Genomic DNA, 16268 nt, shown 5'->3' with positions numbered 1-16268 from the left:
TAAAATTTCATAGAATTGAAAGTTAGTCAAAAAAAGTATAATTCTTTCATAGGAAGGAAGTAACTACTATTAAATTTTATTGCAAGGAATGGTGTTTCCTTTTATTGAATTGAAAATAGACCTAAACTTTTAAGGTATAGGTCTATCATTTATTAAAAGTAATAACTTTTAGATAAACAGCGTTAAATAACTTCGATAAATTAAAACCTCTCCTAACAAAGCAGTTATCACTGTGATTAAAAAAGCGTTAGATTTTAACAACATTAAGCTATACCTATACCTTGTTACATTAAAAGTCACGATTTAACGGTTTATTATATATCAGATTTCCATAAGGAATATTTGAAAATTTTCTTAAGTTATTTTTTCCGTTTAAAACTTTACAAATCGCAATACGGAACTTACTTTATAAGTTTATTTATTAATTTTCCATTCATAACTTTACTTAAAACACATATCTTTAAATTAAGTGAGGAAATGAATATGTTAGAAAATATTAAACAAAGAGTTATTAGAGAAGCCGAGTATATAGTTAAAGAGGAGTCCACCATACGAAAGTGTGCGAGTGTATTTAAAGTAAGCAAAAGCACCGTACATAACGACTTATCAAAAAGGCTTGAAAAAGTAGACCATGAGCTATATTTAAAAGTTAGGGATATAATCGAAACCAACAAAAAATTAAGACATATCAGAGGCGGGATAGCTACTAAGGAAAAGTATAAGGAATTAAGACATGAAAAGGAAGAAAGTTAGGTTTATATCTGCTTTATTATTGATTGCCTTTTTACTTTCTTATAAATTTTTTATAAGAGATTTCTACATAAGCAGATTTATAAACAAAGAAACTACAAAAGCATATCAGGGAATGATAACACTTTGGGATAATCCCTCAAGAACAGTCATAGGAAGCAACTTTGGATTTATCAAGAACGTAGTGGAGAAATTCGAAGACGATAATTCACTGCTTCAGATAGAGCTTAGAGAACTTAGTTTTGACGGAGCAAGCAAACTCGCAAACGAAAAAGCGGTAAGCAAAAACCACCCGGACATAATGAGCAAATACATCGAAAACAATATAACAAAGACAGATAATATAATGTACGATAAAGAATTCGTAAATAAAATGAAAACCACCTACACAATACCTAAGATAGCGGAAGACGAAGAAAGATGTATATTCCCTGTCTACGGTTCTTTTAACGTTATAATAGTTAATAAAACAGCTTTTAAAGAAATGGGCATAAACCTTCCGGAAGAAAACTGGAGCTATAATTCCCTTATAAAAACAATCAAAGAAATAAAAAAGAAAGATACAAAGAAAGAAAAAATACCTTTCGATATGGTGGTAAATAAAGACAGCTATGCTTATATGAACTTCATATTGGACAGCGGTTATTCAAACATGAATTATTCTAAGCTTGAGAACTTAAAAAAGGAATTAAAAGGATATAAGTGCTTAAGCAAGAAAAAAAGCGAAGAAAGCGTACATTATGATTTATACAACAGCAAAACTATGATATATGCAGGAGACTTGACCGATGTAAACTATCTTATCAGGACTAAAAACAAAGAAAACAGCTTTGACTATGCAGTGTACCCTTATCCATACAATGAACAACAGGTAAATTTTGTAAGCGGAGTAAAAAGTTATTACTTAATGAACACAAAAGACGATTCAAAAAAGGCAGTTCTTCAGGATTTTATTGAATCCATTTATCAAAATGAAGGAATGAATATATTAAATATTCAAGGAAAAGTGCCCTTGTTTCATGTAAACTACATAAAAAAGGATTTAAAATACCCTCATTTAAATAAGTTTATAAATTTAACAAGCTATTATTCTACCGAGGATAACGGTTTTGTCATGAACAGGAAAGATATTTGGGGAAAAGTAAAAGATATATTTAAGTAAAGTTTGATTTAAACGTTTATATGAGTTAAAATATATATAAATAAACTTTAAGGAGAACGTATATGAATAATTTTAATTTCTACTTACCTACCAACGTATATTTCGGGAAAGGTCAAATCAAACATCTGCCCGAAGTATTAAAAGACTGCGGAAATAAAGTACTTCTCGTTTACGGAGGCGGAAGCATTAAAAGAAGCGGACTTTATGATGAAATCATGAGCTTATGTAAAACAAATGACATTGAGGTATTCGAACTTTCCGGAGTAGACCCAAACCCTAGGATAGAATCGGTAAGAAACGGAAGTAAAATATGCAAAGAAAATGATATAGACGTAGTTCTAGCAGCGGGCGGAGGAAGCAGTATAGACTGTGCAAAGATGATCGCGGCAGCCGCAAAAAGCGACCTAGATGCATGGGAACTCGTGATCGACCCAAGTAAAATAAAAGAACCTTTACCTATAGTATCTATCCTAACACTTGCAGCTACAGGCTCGGAAATGGACCCATTCGCAGTTATAAGCGATATGAAGACGAATATGAAAGTCGGAGTAGGCTGTGATTTATTAAAGCCGAAGGCTTCTATAATGGATCCGAGCTATACTTTCTCCGTACCTAAAAAACAAACAGCCGCAGGTACAGCTGATATAATGTCACATATATTCGAAAGCTATTTTTCAAATGTAAAAGAAGGATTTATGCAGTCAAGGATTGCGGAAGCACTTCTAAAGACTTGTATCAAATACGGACCTATCGCATATAACGACCCTGAAAACTATGAAGCGAGAGCAAATTTGATGTGGGCTTCTTCATGGGCAATAAATGGACTTTTAAAAGCGGGAAATGAAGTTGAATGGTGTGTTCACCCTATGGAACACGAACTTAGTGCTTATTATGATATAACTCACGGTGTCGGGCTTGCAATACTTACTCCGAGATGGATGGAATATGTATTAAACGAAGATACCTTGGACAGATTTGTGGAATATGGAATGAACGTTTGGGGGATTTCTCCTCATAAGGAAAAAGAAGAAATTGCAAAAGAAGCTATAGAAAATACATATAAATTCTTTGAAAGTCTGGATATACCTATGACTCTTAAAGAAGTTGGTATAGACGAAACTCATCTTGAAGAAATGACATCTAAGATAGATAAAATAGAAACCGCATATAAACCTTTATATAAAGAAGATATGTTGAAAATTTATAAGATGTCTTTATAAAAAAAAGAAGACTTAGGTCTTCTTTTTTTACCCTATCAACAACCGCTTTCCCTTTATTCAAAGGCTTTTCAGTACTTTTAAGTACCGCTTAAAATACTTTAAAATCTAACAAATATCTAACAAAAATAATGACCGGAACCATCTTTTTCTTTTGTGTTATCAATATCCATGATATTCATTAATTTTTTTACCGCATTTACTTTTAACCTTGAACAGTAAGAAGCACTGTATCCTAATTTTAAAGACATATCCGAAAGCGACCTATCTTCAAAATATATACCCTTTATTATTTCCTGTTCTGATTTATTCAAATGTGTCAATGCAAATTCTAAAAATTCAATTTCACTTTTAGCTTTTTTTATTTCATTATTATTTTCATTTCTTAAAGATAAATAATCGATCCTTGATCTTAATGAACACACCTCTCTCAATTTTTTTTCAAATAGTCTATAATCTTTTTCTTTCATGTTTACCCTCCTAAAGGGTTAAACATAAAGCCAATATACAACTATATTATACTACTTTTCTTAATATTTTTCCATATTTTGGCAAGTTTTTTCTATTTTTTCATAAAAAAAATGAGTTTAAATCCTTATTTTTCTTCAATTTTTAAATTATTATGATAAAAATATTGACATACTCATATGAGTATGATATACTATAATCATAGAAAGGAGGAAATAATAAAAGGAAAGGAGAAGAAAAATGATTGAATACATAATAATAGCCACAGCAATAATTAATCTCGTAACCGCGATAATCAATTACTCAGTGGCTAAAAACAAGGGGAAGTAATTCCCCTCCCCTAACGGGGATTAAATTGTATAATTATTATAAATCAATCATTTTAAAAAGTCAAATGAAAACATTAATAACAATAATATCTGTTATAGCATTAATAATCGCCATTCTTGCACTGATAAAGGCGATTAAAAGTAGAAAGGGTGAATAATATGTCAAACACATCATGGCAAGTAAAAGCAAAGTATAACAAAAAAGCATATAAACAATTTGCGTGCAGAGTTAAACCTGATTTATTTGAAGAAATAAACGCTTATTGTGAAGATAATAATTTATCTAAATCGCAGTTCTTACAAATCGCGATAGATACATTAAAAAACAAATAAACATCAAAAAGAGAGGAGCCTCAGCTCCTCCTTTCTATATTAAATCTTTATCATTATAAACAAATTCAGCCGTATCTTTTTCATTATCATCCATGACATCAACATCTATATCATCTTCATACAAATCATTCTCAACCTCTGCTTTAATACCATTATTTGCAAATTCTACCGTCGCCTCCGTAGGATCGTTCATTGTTTGATATACACTGACAACTACCAAGCAAAGGACATAAGGATTTCCCAGCGCCATTAATATCAAATCTCCGAGTGATTTCCAGCTCGTAAGACTTTCTGCCGTAATTCCCGCATATGCAAGTATTGGTGTAAACACAGCTAAAATAAGCTGAAACACTACTGTTAAATTTAATCTCTCTTTTAATTTTTCTATTATAATATTCATTTATGTTCTCCTTAATCAAAATATTTTTTTATCCCGTCACAATATGATTTAGCCAGTTTCTTTCTCTTTTCGGCAGTGGAAATCAAACTGAAATCTTTTGTATTATCCATAAATGCGCCTTCTATGATCACAGCGGGCATATTTGTTCCCCTTACGTCATAATCACCCCTTTTTATGTATCTTCTGAAATTCTGTCCCGTTCCCTTTGTAATTGAAGCTTTAAGACATTTTGCAAGCTTATATCCTTTATCCGACCCCGGATTTACTATAAGTTCCAGTCCGTCTCCTCCGCCTGCGTTAAAATGAATTGATATATATAACGTAGCTTTTGCTTTATTTGCCTTGTTTGCCCTTTGAACAAGAGTTATTTCACTGTCCCCCGTTCTGGTCATCATCGTTTTGAAACCCGCGTCTTTTAAATATCCGTTTAAATATTTTGCCGTAGACAAAGCCATATCTTTTTCTTTTGCTACTAATTTTTTCTTCTCATATCTGCAAGCCCCAGGGTCACTGGCCCCATGTCCGGGATTTATACATATTAGGTATTTACTGTATTTATTGCTTTTAGAAGATGTACCGGGTTTTGAAGAAGAGGTGCCAAACTTCTTTTTATATTCGCTGTCTGTTTTAGCTCTTGTTTTTTTTCCGCAAATCCCGTCTACCGTAAGTTTATACATCTTTTGAGCTTTCTTTGTCGCATTCTTTGTTCCCTTACCCACTAAAGCATTGTTATCTACCTTAATGCCTGTTAATTTACTTAATTTCTTTTTATAACTCTTAACTACTTCTTGTAACTTTGCGTCTGTCTTCTTTCCATATATCTTGTCTGCTACAAGTCCATATTCTTTTTGAAATCCGCCCACACTGAAATCCAGCCATTTTAGTGAAGCGGTGTATTGTTTCTTACTTAACATTCTTGCAATTCTCCTTTTCCAATTTAATTATCTTGTCTTCATGTTCACTAAGTTTCTCCGAATGTTCGTCCACCCGTCTCCACATGGTCTTAAGTTCCTGCCCCTGCAGTATCTGAGTTTCCATCAAATCCGTAAGCTGCTTATTTATACTCTTTATATCGCTTCTTGTCTCATTCGTCGTATTACAGATAGTATCCAGTTTTACACTTACTTTCATCTGCTCTTTTAAATCCGCAGATGTATCTTTTTTGGAATTTCTGTAATATGTAAGCCCGACGAATATTATTGTAAACAGCGACAGCAAAAGCGATAGATCTATCGTACTTTGCGGTGTCATCTCATATATGTACCCCCTTTCTTAAATATTAAAAAAAGAGCCGAAACCCTTTAAATAAAGGAAAAACACTAAAAAAACGCCTCCTCAGAGCCGTTTTAAGCGGTTTTTTATTTCCTCATTAGTATTTATACACCATAAATCAACATATTAATTTAACGATTTTAGCTGATTTTTTAATCCATTACACTGATTTTGTTTTTCCGCTGCTTGTGCATTCAAAGTTTCTATATCTCCGTCATAGATAATACCCAAGCGTTTACATCTTTCATATGCAGCATACTCCTTATCGTAATTCTTAAGCCATTCTTCAACCTCTTCTATCTGTATCTGAAGCTCTTCTTTCTGTCTTTGTTTTTCTTCGTTTTCTATACACTGATTATATTTATCTTCGTCAAATATGATTTTTCCATTTTCATATTTATAAAATGCAAAACCATATTCAAAAACCGCTTCATCGTATTCAACATCTATACCCTCTGTTATTTCACCGACAGTGGCATATCCCATAATGTAATTATTTTCATCAATTTGTATTTTCATTTATTTTATACCCCCAGTACCGCACGTAACACATATTTATTGTTATAATATTTTATTCCCGACACAGATGTCCCTGTTGATGTGTTTAAAACACTGCCTGTAAGTGCGGTATTTGTTATAAGTAATCTTTTCCCTGCCGGTGTTGAAAATGTCGCATTACTCAAAAACATATCTATACTATGTCCGCTTTGCTGATTTCCCTCATAATTTTTTTTCGGAATGTAGAAATAATGAAATCCGCTGTTTTGAGGTTCGCTGTCGTATTCCGACCATATCAGAACTATTCCGTTCTTCTGTTCGTTTATCTTTTCAGAAAATCCAACAACTACGCCGTCACCCATATATGAACCGCCCGACCATAATATTTTTTGTTCGCTTTCAAGGATAGAAATATGGTTATTAATATTATTAATATCTGACTTTAAAACTTTTCCCTGTTTGGCAGACAATGCTTTATTAACATCAATACTATCAAGACCGTCTATTACTTCTACTCTCGTAGCCCCTCTTGCTACCCCGTCAAGCTTCATCTTATCGTAAGAGCTCATAAGCCCCGCTTCTGTTATGCTTACTTCATTATATGTAGTATCGGTAAATACCGCATTTTCCGGTACCGCAGTTTCTACAGTAAGGTTGTTTACCGTATCCGCATTATCTGCCTGTTTTGCTATATCGACTATATTGTCTCCGTCGGGATCATAAACACTTCTTCTCATATCACCGCTTTTTGATAATTCCAGTTCGCCGTCTAATTTATTCTTTAGTTCCGTTTCCAATACTTCGAACTTAATATTTAATTTGTCATCATCAACTTTCGTTTCTAAAACATTTACCAAGTTCTTTTCTTTTGTTTCGTTTTTACCTTCTTCGTTCGTTATGATTACGGTATTACCTATCCAGCCTTCAAGCCCTGCTAAACCGGTGATAATATCCTTATCTACAAGGTCTTTATCATTGTCTATATCTACCTTTAAAGCCAAATCAGCGTCTACATCGCTGAACCTGCCATCAAGATGTTCTATTACGATATCTTCCAAATGTCCGTAATCAAAACTCCCGGTATCTCCCTTATCTCCTTTTTCTCCTTTTAATACAGGAGTATCCACAGTAATTTCTATTGCCACTTTTTTCCTCTCCTTTTATACTTCATAAGTCTTTTTGTTTACCACTTCTTCTATTTCCACTTCCCCTATTTCGGAAGAAACGACATCCCCCGTCTTAAATATAAACTTCACATCATACTCTATACTGTCTCCTTCCTTGAACCTGTAAGTATCCTCCTGAGAAAATCTGACGAGAAAACTTCTCCCGTTATATAACTCGACTTCTGTCGGATACTCTTTTATTATCTGCTTACTTCCTTCTCCGAAAGTAAAAAGCACTTTATCGACTAGACTTAGGTCGAAAGTGCTTTTATCACTCACGGTAAATACCAAATACCCCGTATTACCATATTTAATTGACATTTTGTTCTACGCCTCCTTACCAGCACGCATAATACTTCCCGTTTTCTTTTACTACCTCATATCCCATATACTCAAACATCTTTATCTTTTCTTTTTTGCTTAAGCTTTTGTTTTCAATAAGGTAATTATAAACTTTATTCCTTGATTCATCTCTTCCGTATCCGAATTCGTTTCTTATACTATAATTACTCCCAAATCCCGTAGCAGTCGAATATATCAGCATCATCTGTGCTGAAACAGGGATATCCAGTGTCTTTGCCTTTTTTATTAGCTGTTCTTTTTTCCACCCTGTATACTTGCTTTTTTTGTACTTTATATCATTGTAATAAATATAATACTTCGCCTGCTTTTTATAACTTACTCCCGACTTCTTCATCTTGACGCTGTGTTTCGTCGCCTCGTCATCTTTATAGTTAAGTACTCTTATAGCCTCCTTACCCCCTTTTTCTCCGCCTACAGTCTTATAAAGTGCCTTTGCAAGGTCCGTGGAATAAAGTCTTGCCTCTTTATCTTTCTTAACTTTTTTCTTGTATATTTTGTTCAGTTCTTCTTCTACCTTTAATATGTTTTGTGTGCTTTCCTCCTGAAGCTTGTTTATCTTAAGCTGTATTTTCCTCTGCTTCATTACCTTTTCAGCATTAGTCAAGTCTTCTTCGAGTACTGCTTTCTTTTTCCCGTATAAAGCATTTAAATCCTCGCTTACATTGCTTACATACCATTTCACGACTTTAGCCGGAGTATAAGTCTTGTTTCCTTTGTCATACTCTGCGGATATCCTCTGATCCAAATCGTTAAGTACATCGTAATACTTAGAGCTTATATTATTGCTGTATGCGGTATCGCTTATAAATGACTTGGTAAGGTTTTTGAAAGTCCCTTCTACCGCATTGTCTTTTCCCACCAAACCGCTCGGAGTGGCAAAAGGAAGAAGTAACCTACCTCCCACTCCGGAATACTGCTTTAATACGTAATTTATCTTCTTCGGAGATATATTCGTTATTTGACCTATTTTTTTTGAAATCACATCCGTGTTTTCGTCGTACTGCTCGCTCGGTTTTCTCTTTTGCATAGAGTCGGAAACTAACTGTCCGCCGTAATAATTCTTGTTGTTCATTGCGTCTGTTATAGGCGAAATCAAAGTACCGCTCGGAAGCGGGCTTATTTGTTCCCACATCTGTCCAAAGGTCCCTTCGGAAGAAAGGAAGCTTACATCTTCGCCCTTTGCAGCTTTTCTGTAAATATCGTTCGTCAGTATCCCTATGGCCGACACCGCTCTTCCCTTCGGTATCCTTAAATATTTTCCGTCACCCATATAGAATAAATAATAACTGTTCTTTACATAGTCGTTAAGCTGAGAATAAGCCTTGTCTCTCTTTTTCTTTTCTTCCTCGTCCTCATCTCTGTCCTGTATGAATTTGATAAGTCCGTTCATTGCCATTACGCTTATCCCTAGGCTTATCCCTTTAAACATAAATCCGGCTAACGCTTTTCCGTTAGGCTGTTCCAAAAGCGACCTTATAAGCTTGTCTCCCCCCTGTACGGCAGGGTTGAAGAAAGGAACGAAATATCTGTTGGCTATTTTAACAACCTTTCCGCCTCTGTTGAAATTGACGGTTATATCATCCGCCCTGTACATCGCTTTTGTAAGATTTTCATAGCTCGTCCCGCCTTTTCTTACTTGGTCGATGAACTCCGTAAATCTCGGAGCCTGTTCTATAAGTACATTCGCCTGTTCTACAAGATCGAATACCTTAAGCCCCGCTTTGATACCTTTTCTGTCTTTTATATCAAAACTGTCGTCTCCCCAGTATGTCTCCTGAAGTCCGCCCTGAGACTGATATAAGTCCCATAATTCACTTCCGCCTCCCCATATCCCTTTCACGATCTCTTTCACAGCAGTAGGATACTGCTTGACGAATGCCTTAAAATCGGGAGCATAAAGGAGTGCGTCTCCTATATCTTTAAAGAAGTTCCTTATGGCAAAGGTAGGGTCCCATGCCGTTACCGACTTTTTAAATACATTCATTGCTTTATTAAGTCCGTCCGCAAATATATTGTCGAATACCGAGCTATTTTTATAAGAGTTTAGTCTTGTGAGAGACTCGAACAACATCGGATTGTTTACTCCCAAAGTCACTTTCTTACCATTATCGTAAAAGACGACTTCTCCCGGGTCTAAAACGGTAAGGTTATCGTCGTACATATCCGACAGGTCTTCTATACTTATATCTTCCACCTTCCTTATGTCTACTTCCCCTTTTGTAAGTCCCTTTTTGGCTTCCTTATAAAATTCGCTCAGAAGCATATTTATTTTTGCATTCTTTGTCGTTCCCATTGTCATTCTTACAAGAGCTTTATCTATATCCGTTATGTTCTCAAACCCGCTGAAACCTTCCGCCTCTTTTATAGGCTTGTTTATGCTCAGCCTGTGTCTTGTCTTGGTGCCTCTGAACCCGTAAGGGTCTATTTGCTCCACAGGGATATAATTCGGATAAAGTTCTTCCAAATAGTCTTTAGTAGCCTTATCTATAAGCCCGCTGTCGACTTTATACTGCATTTCATTTTTTATATAATTATATACTTCTTTGGCTGCCTTTATATATTCCGGGTGAGAAGCTTCGTATCTTTTTATCATCATCTCGGATTTTTCTCTGCTCGTCTTTTCGTCTATAGGCTTATTCGTCTTCCACCTGTCTATATTGAGTCTGTGAAGCATATAATACGTAAAATCCGAACTGTCTCTTATAGGTTCGAATATCTCTCTTAAGCTCTTTCCTACCCTTTTGCCTTCATGATTTACTTGATATTTACCTATATTAAATTCCGCTGCCTTGCCCGCATGTAAAACGGAATTATAATAATTCTTCATCCTTTCGTTACGCAGGCTCTTCCCGAGCTTTTCCACTGCGTATCCGTCGTTTATAAGGTTCTGCTTTAATGCTGCTATCTGATGCTTGGCTCCCTTTTGCTTGCTTAATATCTTGTCCGCGCCCATTACGCTCTGCTTGGTCGCCATATTGTCAAGATCCTTCTTTAAAGGAAGCTTCTTAAATGTTACCTTCCCGGCTCTAGACTTCGCTATTTCGAATGAGTTTGGTATCTCTTCTGCCAAAGCTTCATTTGCATAGGAAAGTTTATGCTTTTCCGTATCATTTTTTTTGTTTTGTGGTATAATGTTATTGGAAGAGTTGCTATTGACAACAATCTGCGAACCCTTTGATGGCTCGGTTTGTTTCGTTGATACAACTCTTTCTTTTTTTATTGGTTTTTGTGATATAATATCTTTGGAAGAGTTGCTATTAGGGTCAACAAGCGGGGCATTGACCACCGGTGTTGAATTTCCGGTAGTAACTCTTTCTTTATTATTGATTTTTTCAACATATCCTTTATTTATTAATGTATTAATAAATGTTGAAAAATTATTTTTCCCGTATGCACTGGTTATCATATTATAATCATCGACAATAATTTTACTTTCTTCGGGAACTATTTTTGCCGTTACTATTATTGGGCTGTTATTTTTATCTACCAATCCTGTATCAATAATAAAATTATTACTGTCATATCTTGCTCCCGAATTATCTATATACCTATACACATCTTTAGGATTATCCATACTGTCAATAACATCTATCAATCCCTTTTTACCTAATCCATGATAATGGTATCTTTGATTAACTGGAAAACCTATTTGTTTTGCTTGTTGCTTTGTCAAAATTGTTGTAAATATATGCTTCCTTCCCATATACATAGGATAATTGGGCATACCTGCTTCAACTAGAATTCTAGGTGTGAAATCTCTGGCTTTTATTAATGATTTTTTTTCTTTTGATAGATTGTTAATTATTGTTTCAATATCACTTTCAAAATTCCTGCTCACATGATACTTCACATGTTCCTCAATATCGGTATCCACTCCGTTTTTGACAACATTATCATATATCCTTTTATACATCTGTTCGGCTTTTATTATCCTGTTTTGAACTTTTCCCGCCGTTCTTGCTTCTCTGCTGCCTTTGTATTTAACAAATGTATTTTTAAGCATTTTAAAGAAGTCTCTTATCCTTGTAAATAAAGAAGTTTCTTCTCTCGCAAGCTTTATTACCATATCGTTTTCTTTATCCGTAAATAAATACTCGCTTACAAAGTCCGATAGCACTTCTTCCTTAGCGTCTTCCCTGCTGAAGCCTTCCACTTCTTTCATGTATAAGTCTATCCTGCTTTCAAGTGCTTCTCTCGCTTCGGTATTTGAATATATGCTCCTCAGTACAAATTTCTCAAGCCTTTCATATTCTCCCTTGCTTCCGTTTTTCAAATAGTGAGTAAGCTCATGTTTGAATATGGTGTTGATTTTTATCTTGCTTTCGGGGTCAAGATATATAACTCCGTTTTTATACATCCCCTCTATTACATTCCCCGTATCCTTAGCCTGTAAACGTCTGAACCTGACTTCTACACCGACCTTCTTTGAGATTTCGTTGATGCTGTCGATATAATCTATCGGCACTTTGTACTTCTCTGCGTTTTCCTCGTTAAACTCCTGCCCTTTTTCGCTGAACAGTTCTTCGTCATATCCCTTTTGCTGTCTGATTTCTTTGTTGTTTTCATCAAAAAACCTTTCAGCTTCGGTCGTGTCGTTTATTAAATTTTTATTCTTTTTGGTATCAAGTTCGCCGTTTTGTGATATAATATTATTAACAGGAGAAGCATTCTTCTTATTGCGGTTAGGGAATTGACCCCTTTCCCCTTTAGGTAAGTTTGTTTCTCCTTTTTTAGTTAGTTTAGTAAACTCTCCACTTTTAAGTCTATTTTCTATATAATTATTAAATCCGCTTACACCAAATGCTGTATTTACATTATTGGATTTTATATCTATACCAAGATATCTACCGTTTTTATTTATTGTCATTGCAATCATTATTGGTCTGTTTTTGCTATCTTTTTTATCAACAAAAAAAGCAAAATGATTTTCTCCATATTTTGTATATGTTCCGTCTTCTTTTTTTATCTTATGATATTGGTATACTTCGCTTGTTTTATTTAGATCGTCCAAACTTTCCAATAAGGTTTCTACAGTTATCCTATGCTCATTATGTCCAACTTCTTTTAATCCGCTATCTTCACAATTCTTAATTATGCTTTGAGGAATGAGCACAGGTAAATCATCAACATTATTATCTAAAAGTATATCAGGTGTATGCTTAAAGACCCTTAACATATCACTGCTTGGATATTTTTTATGAAGCACTTTTTTTACATTGTTTATAAAATTTTTAGATAAGTTCAAAAATTTATTATTAATATTATTATCTTCTAAATTTTGTTCTTCTTTTTCATAATTTTTATCCAGCTTTCTATTCAGATCCTCTATCTGTTTCTGCTGTGCTTTTATAACCTTCAAAAGCTCTTTATTATCCACGTCCCCCTGTTTTTCCAAGGTCTCTATGCTTTCTTCTGCAGTTAAGTTTTCCCTTTCCAAAACGGGTTTCGTTTCTCTTACTTCCTTTGATAAGTTTACTACGCTAAGCCCCTTGCTTCCCGCAGTGTTATCCGGTATAACTTCCGCGGTATATATGCTGTCGCCTACGGTTTTCTTTATCACCAAAGGAGTAACTCCGTAAGAAGGATTATCCCCTCTTTCTATACTGTCATAATCGTTTAATATATAATTCAGCTTCGCTATATCCGAGTTTTCTATCCCGTTGTCCGCATTCACTATTTCTTTAAGAAAGCTCGGTCTCATTGTAAATTCCGCATTCTGAGTGTCTATCCCCGTAAGGCTGTTTATATCTCTTCTTGTCTCTTCACTGCTCGGGGAAACTCTGTATGAAGCATTCTCCACCCTTCCGTTCATTACTTCCGAGATATAATTATTGAAATTTACATCCGCCGAGTTTTCGTACCGGATAAGCCTTTTTGTTGTCTCTTCTCTCGTATGCTCCGATACGTCTCTTTTTACGATGCTGTTCGTATCACTGCTTATACCTTCATTATTTATTTTCCCCTCTTTATAAGCCCTCACGTCCCTTATGGCCTGCCTGTATTCGGATATCTTGTTCTTTGCCTTTTCGGGTGCTGAAATATCCTTTATACTGTCTGTTTCGCTCATATACTCGCTTGCGTTTTCTTTCCCGAATATATTACTGAGCTCCGTCTTTGAATAAAGCTCCCTAAAAGTCCCTTCTTTTGCTCCGATACTCTCTTCTATCCCGCTTAATTTTATATTGTCCGCAAGCTCCTTGGCATTGGTTATGCCTTCTATGATATTTGAATTCCGTGACATGTTTACAAGGTTATTTACATTCGACTCTACGCTGTTTCTGGTCTTTATTACTCTCGTACTGCCTACAGTCCCGAATATACCCCCTACCACGGAACCCAGCAAAGCACTTTCCAAGGCTTCGGGAGAAAGTAAATCTATCTTTGCGTTCTTATCTCCGAGAGTAAACCTGTCGTTTAAAGGACTCAATACTCCCGCTTGTATCCATTCTTCCATCCCTTCATCTATAGTCCCTTTTATAAGCTCTCTTATGACCTTGTTTTCTGCAAGATTACTCGATACTTTACCGAGACCTTTAAGTATATGTTTGGAAAAACTTCCTCCTGCGTTACCTACAATGGGAAGACCGCCGAGAAATTTCTCAGTAAGGACTTCCGATAATGCGTCTCTCGTTGCATACTTATCCGCTGTGTCTACGTCCACACCGTTCCCGATCTGGTCTTTATAGCTGTTGCCGTAAGCGGAAGTAAACATAGTCCCGAGACCTATCGTTCCTCCTCCTGCCATACCCATGGCAATAGTCGGAACCATAGAACCTATGTTTTCCGCCGCAGCATAAGCGAAAGCCCCTACTTTGTTCTTGTTCTTCTCTAATTCTTCTTTACCCTTCTCAGTCAGATTTCCCTTTTCATCGGTATCGTATTTTATGACGTTACCGTTTTTATCTACAAACCCATTAAGATACTGATTATACAAATTAGATTCCATTACGCTTGCTCCGCTGTCAAGGATATTGTCGTTTCCTCCCATTTTGGAAGCCATTTGTGCCGTTCCTTCCATAGCTCTGTTAAATCCGCCCTTGACTGCTTTGAGAGCATAGTCGAGTACATTTGGATTGCTTTCCTGGAATTGCTTATAATCTTGTCCCGCTTTTTCAAATACCGCCGTAGAACGGTAATTTTCAAGATATTTTGCCGCTGCGTCTCTTCCTTGCGTCGCAAGCACTGCATAAGCCATGTTCTTTTCGTCTTCGCTCATAGCATTAAAAGCCTGAGACTGATTACCTCCGCTTTTAAGTATCGCCGTTACGGGATTTTTATCGTAGTATGCTCCCGCATTGCTTCCGTCGGTTTTTATCGCTTTACCTTTTGCCGCTATCTTTGCCAGTTCTTTGGAATATGCCTTGCTGTATTCCTTCTGCATCAATGCTTGTGCATCTTTTTCTTTTCCCGATCTATATAGGTTTAATACCTTTTCACTCGGCTCATAATTTACTTTTATGCCTGTTTTGTTTATCTGAGATTGTACCTCTTTTTGCTTCTCTTCACTGCTTTTGAATACAAGTGCGTCTGCTCTCGCTTCTCTTGCTTTTACTGCTTCTTTGGTATTTTTTATCCCCGCCTTGCTAACTTCGTTTATCGTTCCTTTTGTGTTTGCTGTCGCAGAATAATCATAAGGATTTAAAATATCTTTAGGTCTTTTATTTTCTTCTCTTATTTGTTTTACTGCCTTATTTATGGGAGCTTTTGGACCTTTATTTACATTGCTCGTTATCTTCTTGTTTTCTTCTATATTCGCTGTGTTGCCGGTGGTGTTTTCTTTTGTAAACTTCCCGTAAGGGTTCTTTACATTTTTCATCACCTTATCTATTGTTTCACTCTTTACAGTGTTATTTTCATTTTTATTTTTATCAACTTCTTCTTCATTCTTAACTACATTTACCCTGTAATTATTAGTAGTATTTTCTTTTGTGAATTTCCCGTAAGGATTTATATTTATATCCTTCGTATTTATATTACTATGTGTCGGATTTACTTTGTTTTTAAATTTATCCGTCACATGAGAAGTATATACTTTGTTTTTCTCTGCATTCCTCTTGTTGCTTCCCGTGGTCGCCGCTCTTGCCGCCGTGGACCCGCTGCTTACGCTTGACGGCGGAGAATAAGGGTTTATCCCCGTGTTTTTATATGCACTCTTTACCTTTTCTCCCGACTTGCTTTTATTACTATTTGCTTTAGCCTTTCCTTCTTTTGTAAGGCTCCTTTGATTTTGACTGAGATTGTTTGAACTTCCGTATCCCGCTTGATTTAATTTTTCAGACCACGATTTCTCTTTTCTCTTTCTAGCCATGA

12 protein-coding genes are annotated in these 16268 nt (G+C 35.5%); 4 read left to right on the top strand and 8 right to left on the bottom strand.

What is annotated here, in order from left to right:
* Positions 1-483: 483 nt before the first annotated feature.
* The 3 genes from ANASTE_RS01825 to ANASTE_RS01815 all read left to right on the top strand — a co-directional run bounded on the left by ANASTE_RS01825 (position 484) and on the right by ANASTE_RS01815 (position 3132).
* Entirely contained in the window at positions 484-753 is a 270-nt protein-coding gene (locus tag ANASTE_RS01825) for a sporulation transcriptional regulator SpoIIID (RefSeq protein WP_039944603.1), read from the top strand.
* Entirely contained in the window at positions 734-1912 is a 1179-nt protein-coding gene (locus tag ANASTE_RS01820; protein ID WP_007049188.1) for an extracellular solute-binding protein, read from the top strand. The genes ANASTE_RS01825 and ANASTE_RS01820 overlap by 20 nt, the downstream gene beginning before the upstream one ends.
* A 62-nt stretch (positions 1913-1974) precedes the next feature.
* Complete coding sequence (locus ANASTE_RS01815; RefSeq protein WP_007049187.1) at positions 1975-3132, top strand: iron-containing alcohol dehydrogenase; 1158 nt, start codon at positions 1975-1977, stop codon at positions 3130-3132.
* A gap of 116 nt (positions 3133-3248) precedes the next feature.
* Here ANASTE_RS01815 and ANASTE_RS01810 read toward each other — a convergent pair whose 3' ends face one another.
* The gene (locus ANASTE_RS01810) at positions 3249-3599 is read right to left on the bottom strand and encodes a sigma factor-like helix-turn-helix DNA-binding protein (protein WP_007049186.1); all 351 of its coding nucleotides are present in this window, start codon (positions 3597-3599) and stop codon (positions 3249-3251) included.
* Positions 3600-4085: 486 nt separating this feature from the next.
* Between ANASTE_RS01810 and ANASTE_RS11865 the strand changes: the two genes are divergently transcribed.
* Positions 4086-4259, top strand: coding sequence for a hypothetical protein (locus ANASTE_RS11865; RefSeq protein WP_007049184.1), 174 nt, complete (start codon positions 4086-4088; stop codon positions 4257-4259).
* Between the two features lie 34 nt (positions 4260-4293).
* Here ANASTE_RS11865 and ANASTE_RS11665 read toward each other — a convergent pair whose 3' ends face one another.
* From ANASTE_RS11665 to ANASTE_RS01775, 7 genes are all read right to left on the bottom strand, one after another.
* On the bottom strand, positions 4294-4659 hold the full coding sequence (locus tag ANASTE_RS11665; protein WP_007049183.1) for a phage holin: 366 nt from the start codon (positions 4657-4659) through the stop codon (positions 4294-4296).
* Positions 4660-4670: 11 nt separating this feature from the next.
* The gene (locus ANASTE_RS11195) at positions 4671-5573 is read right to left on the bottom strand and encodes an N-acetylmuramoyl-L-alanine amidase family protein (RefSeq protein WP_007049182.1); all 903 of its coding nucleotides are present in this window, start codon (positions 5571-5573) and stop codon (positions 4671-4673) included.
* Positions 5563-5910, bottom strand: coding sequence for a hypothetical protein (locus ANASTE_RS01795; RefSeq protein WP_007049181.1), 348 nt, complete (start codon positions 5908-5910; stop codon positions 5563-5565). The genes ANASTE_RS11195 and ANASTE_RS01795 overlap by 11 nt, the downstream gene beginning before the upstream one ends.
* A gap of 147 nt (positions 5911-6057) precedes the next feature.
* Positions 6058-6450: a DUF2977 domain-containing protein gene (locus ANASTE_RS01790; protein WP_007049180.1), complete on the bottom strand. Its 393-nt coding sequence runs from the start codon at positions 6448-6450 to the stop codon at positions 6058-6060.
* A 5-nt stretch (positions 6451-6455) separates the two neighbouring features.
* Entirely contained in the window at positions 6456-7574 is a 1119-nt protein-coding gene (locus tag ANASTE_RS01785) for a hypothetical protein (RefSeq protein WP_007049179.1), read from the bottom strand.
* A 15-nt stretch (positions 7575-7589) separates the two neighbouring features.
* Positions 7590-7916: a hypothetical protein gene (locus tag ANASTE_RS01780; RefSeq protein ID WP_007049178.1), complete on the bottom strand. Its 327-nt coding sequence runs from the start codon at positions 7914-7916 to the stop codon at positions 7590-7592.
* A gap of 16 nt (positions 7917-7932) precedes the next feature.
* Positions 7933-16266 (bottom strand): LPD38 domain-containing protein, encoded by an 8334-nt coding sequence (locus ANASTE_RS01775; protein WP_007049177.1) that lies wholly within the window; start codon positions 16264-16266, stop codon positions 7933-7935.
* Positions 16267-16268 lie beyond the last annotated feature (2 nt).

This window comes from Anaerofustis stercorihominis DSM 17244 (assembly GCF_000154825.1).
GTDB classification, from domain to species: Bacteria; Bacillota; Clostridia; order Eubacteriales; family Anaerofustaceae; genus Anaerofustis; species Anaerofustis stercorihominis.
This window is presented reverse-complemented; position numbering and strand designations above follow the sequence as displayed.

What these genes read in the sequence shown, in the direction of transcription:
- ANASTE_RS01825 (WP_039944603.1), top strand. Translation starts at nt 484, where the DNA reads ATGTTAGAAAATATTAAACAAAGAGTTATTAGAGAAGCCGAGTATATA.
- ANASTE_RS01820 (WP_007049188.1), top strand. Translation starts at nt 734, where the DNA reads ATGAAAAGGAAGAAAGTTAGGTTTATATCTGCTTTATTATTGATTGCC.
- ANASTE_RS01815 (WP_007049187.1), top strand. Translation starts at nt 1,975, where the DNA reads ATGAATAATTTTAATTTCTACTTACCTACCAACGTATATTTCGGGAAA.
- ANASTE_RS01810 (WP_007049186.1), bottom strand. Translation starts at nt 3,599, where the DNA reads ATGAAAGAAAAAGATTATAGACTATTTGAAAAAAAATTGAGAGAGGTG.
- ANASTE_RS11865 (WP_007049184.1), top strand. Translation starts at nt 4,086, where the DNA reads ATGTCAAACACATCATGGCAAGTAAAAGCAAAGTATAACAAAAAAGCA.
- ANASTE_RS11665 (WP_007049183.1), bottom strand. Translation starts at nt 4,659, where the DNA reads ATGAATATTATAATAGAAAAATTAAAAGAGAGATTAAATTTAACAGTA.
- ANASTE_RS11195 (WP_007049182.1), bottom strand. Translation starts at nt 5,573, where the DNA reads ATGTTAAGTAAGAAACAATACACCGCTTCACTAAAATGGCTGGATTTC.
- ANASTE_RS01795 (WP_007049181.1), bottom strand. Translation starts at nt 5,910, where the DNA reads ATGACACCGCAAAGTACGATAGATCTATCGCTTTTGCTGTCGCTGTTT.
- ANASTE_RS01790 (WP_007049180.1), bottom strand. Translation starts at nt 6,450, where the DNA reads ATGAAAATACAAATTGATGAAAATAATTACATTATGGGATATGCCACT.
- ANASTE_RS01780 (WP_007049178.1), bottom strand. Translation starts at nt 7,916, where the DNA reads ATGTCAATTAAATATGGTAATACGGGGTATTTGGTATTTACCGTGAGT.
- ANASTE_RS01775 (WP_007049177.1), bottom strand. Translation starts at nt 16,266, where the DNA reads ATGGCTAGAAAGAGAAAAGAGAAATCGTGGTCTGAAAAATTAAATCAA.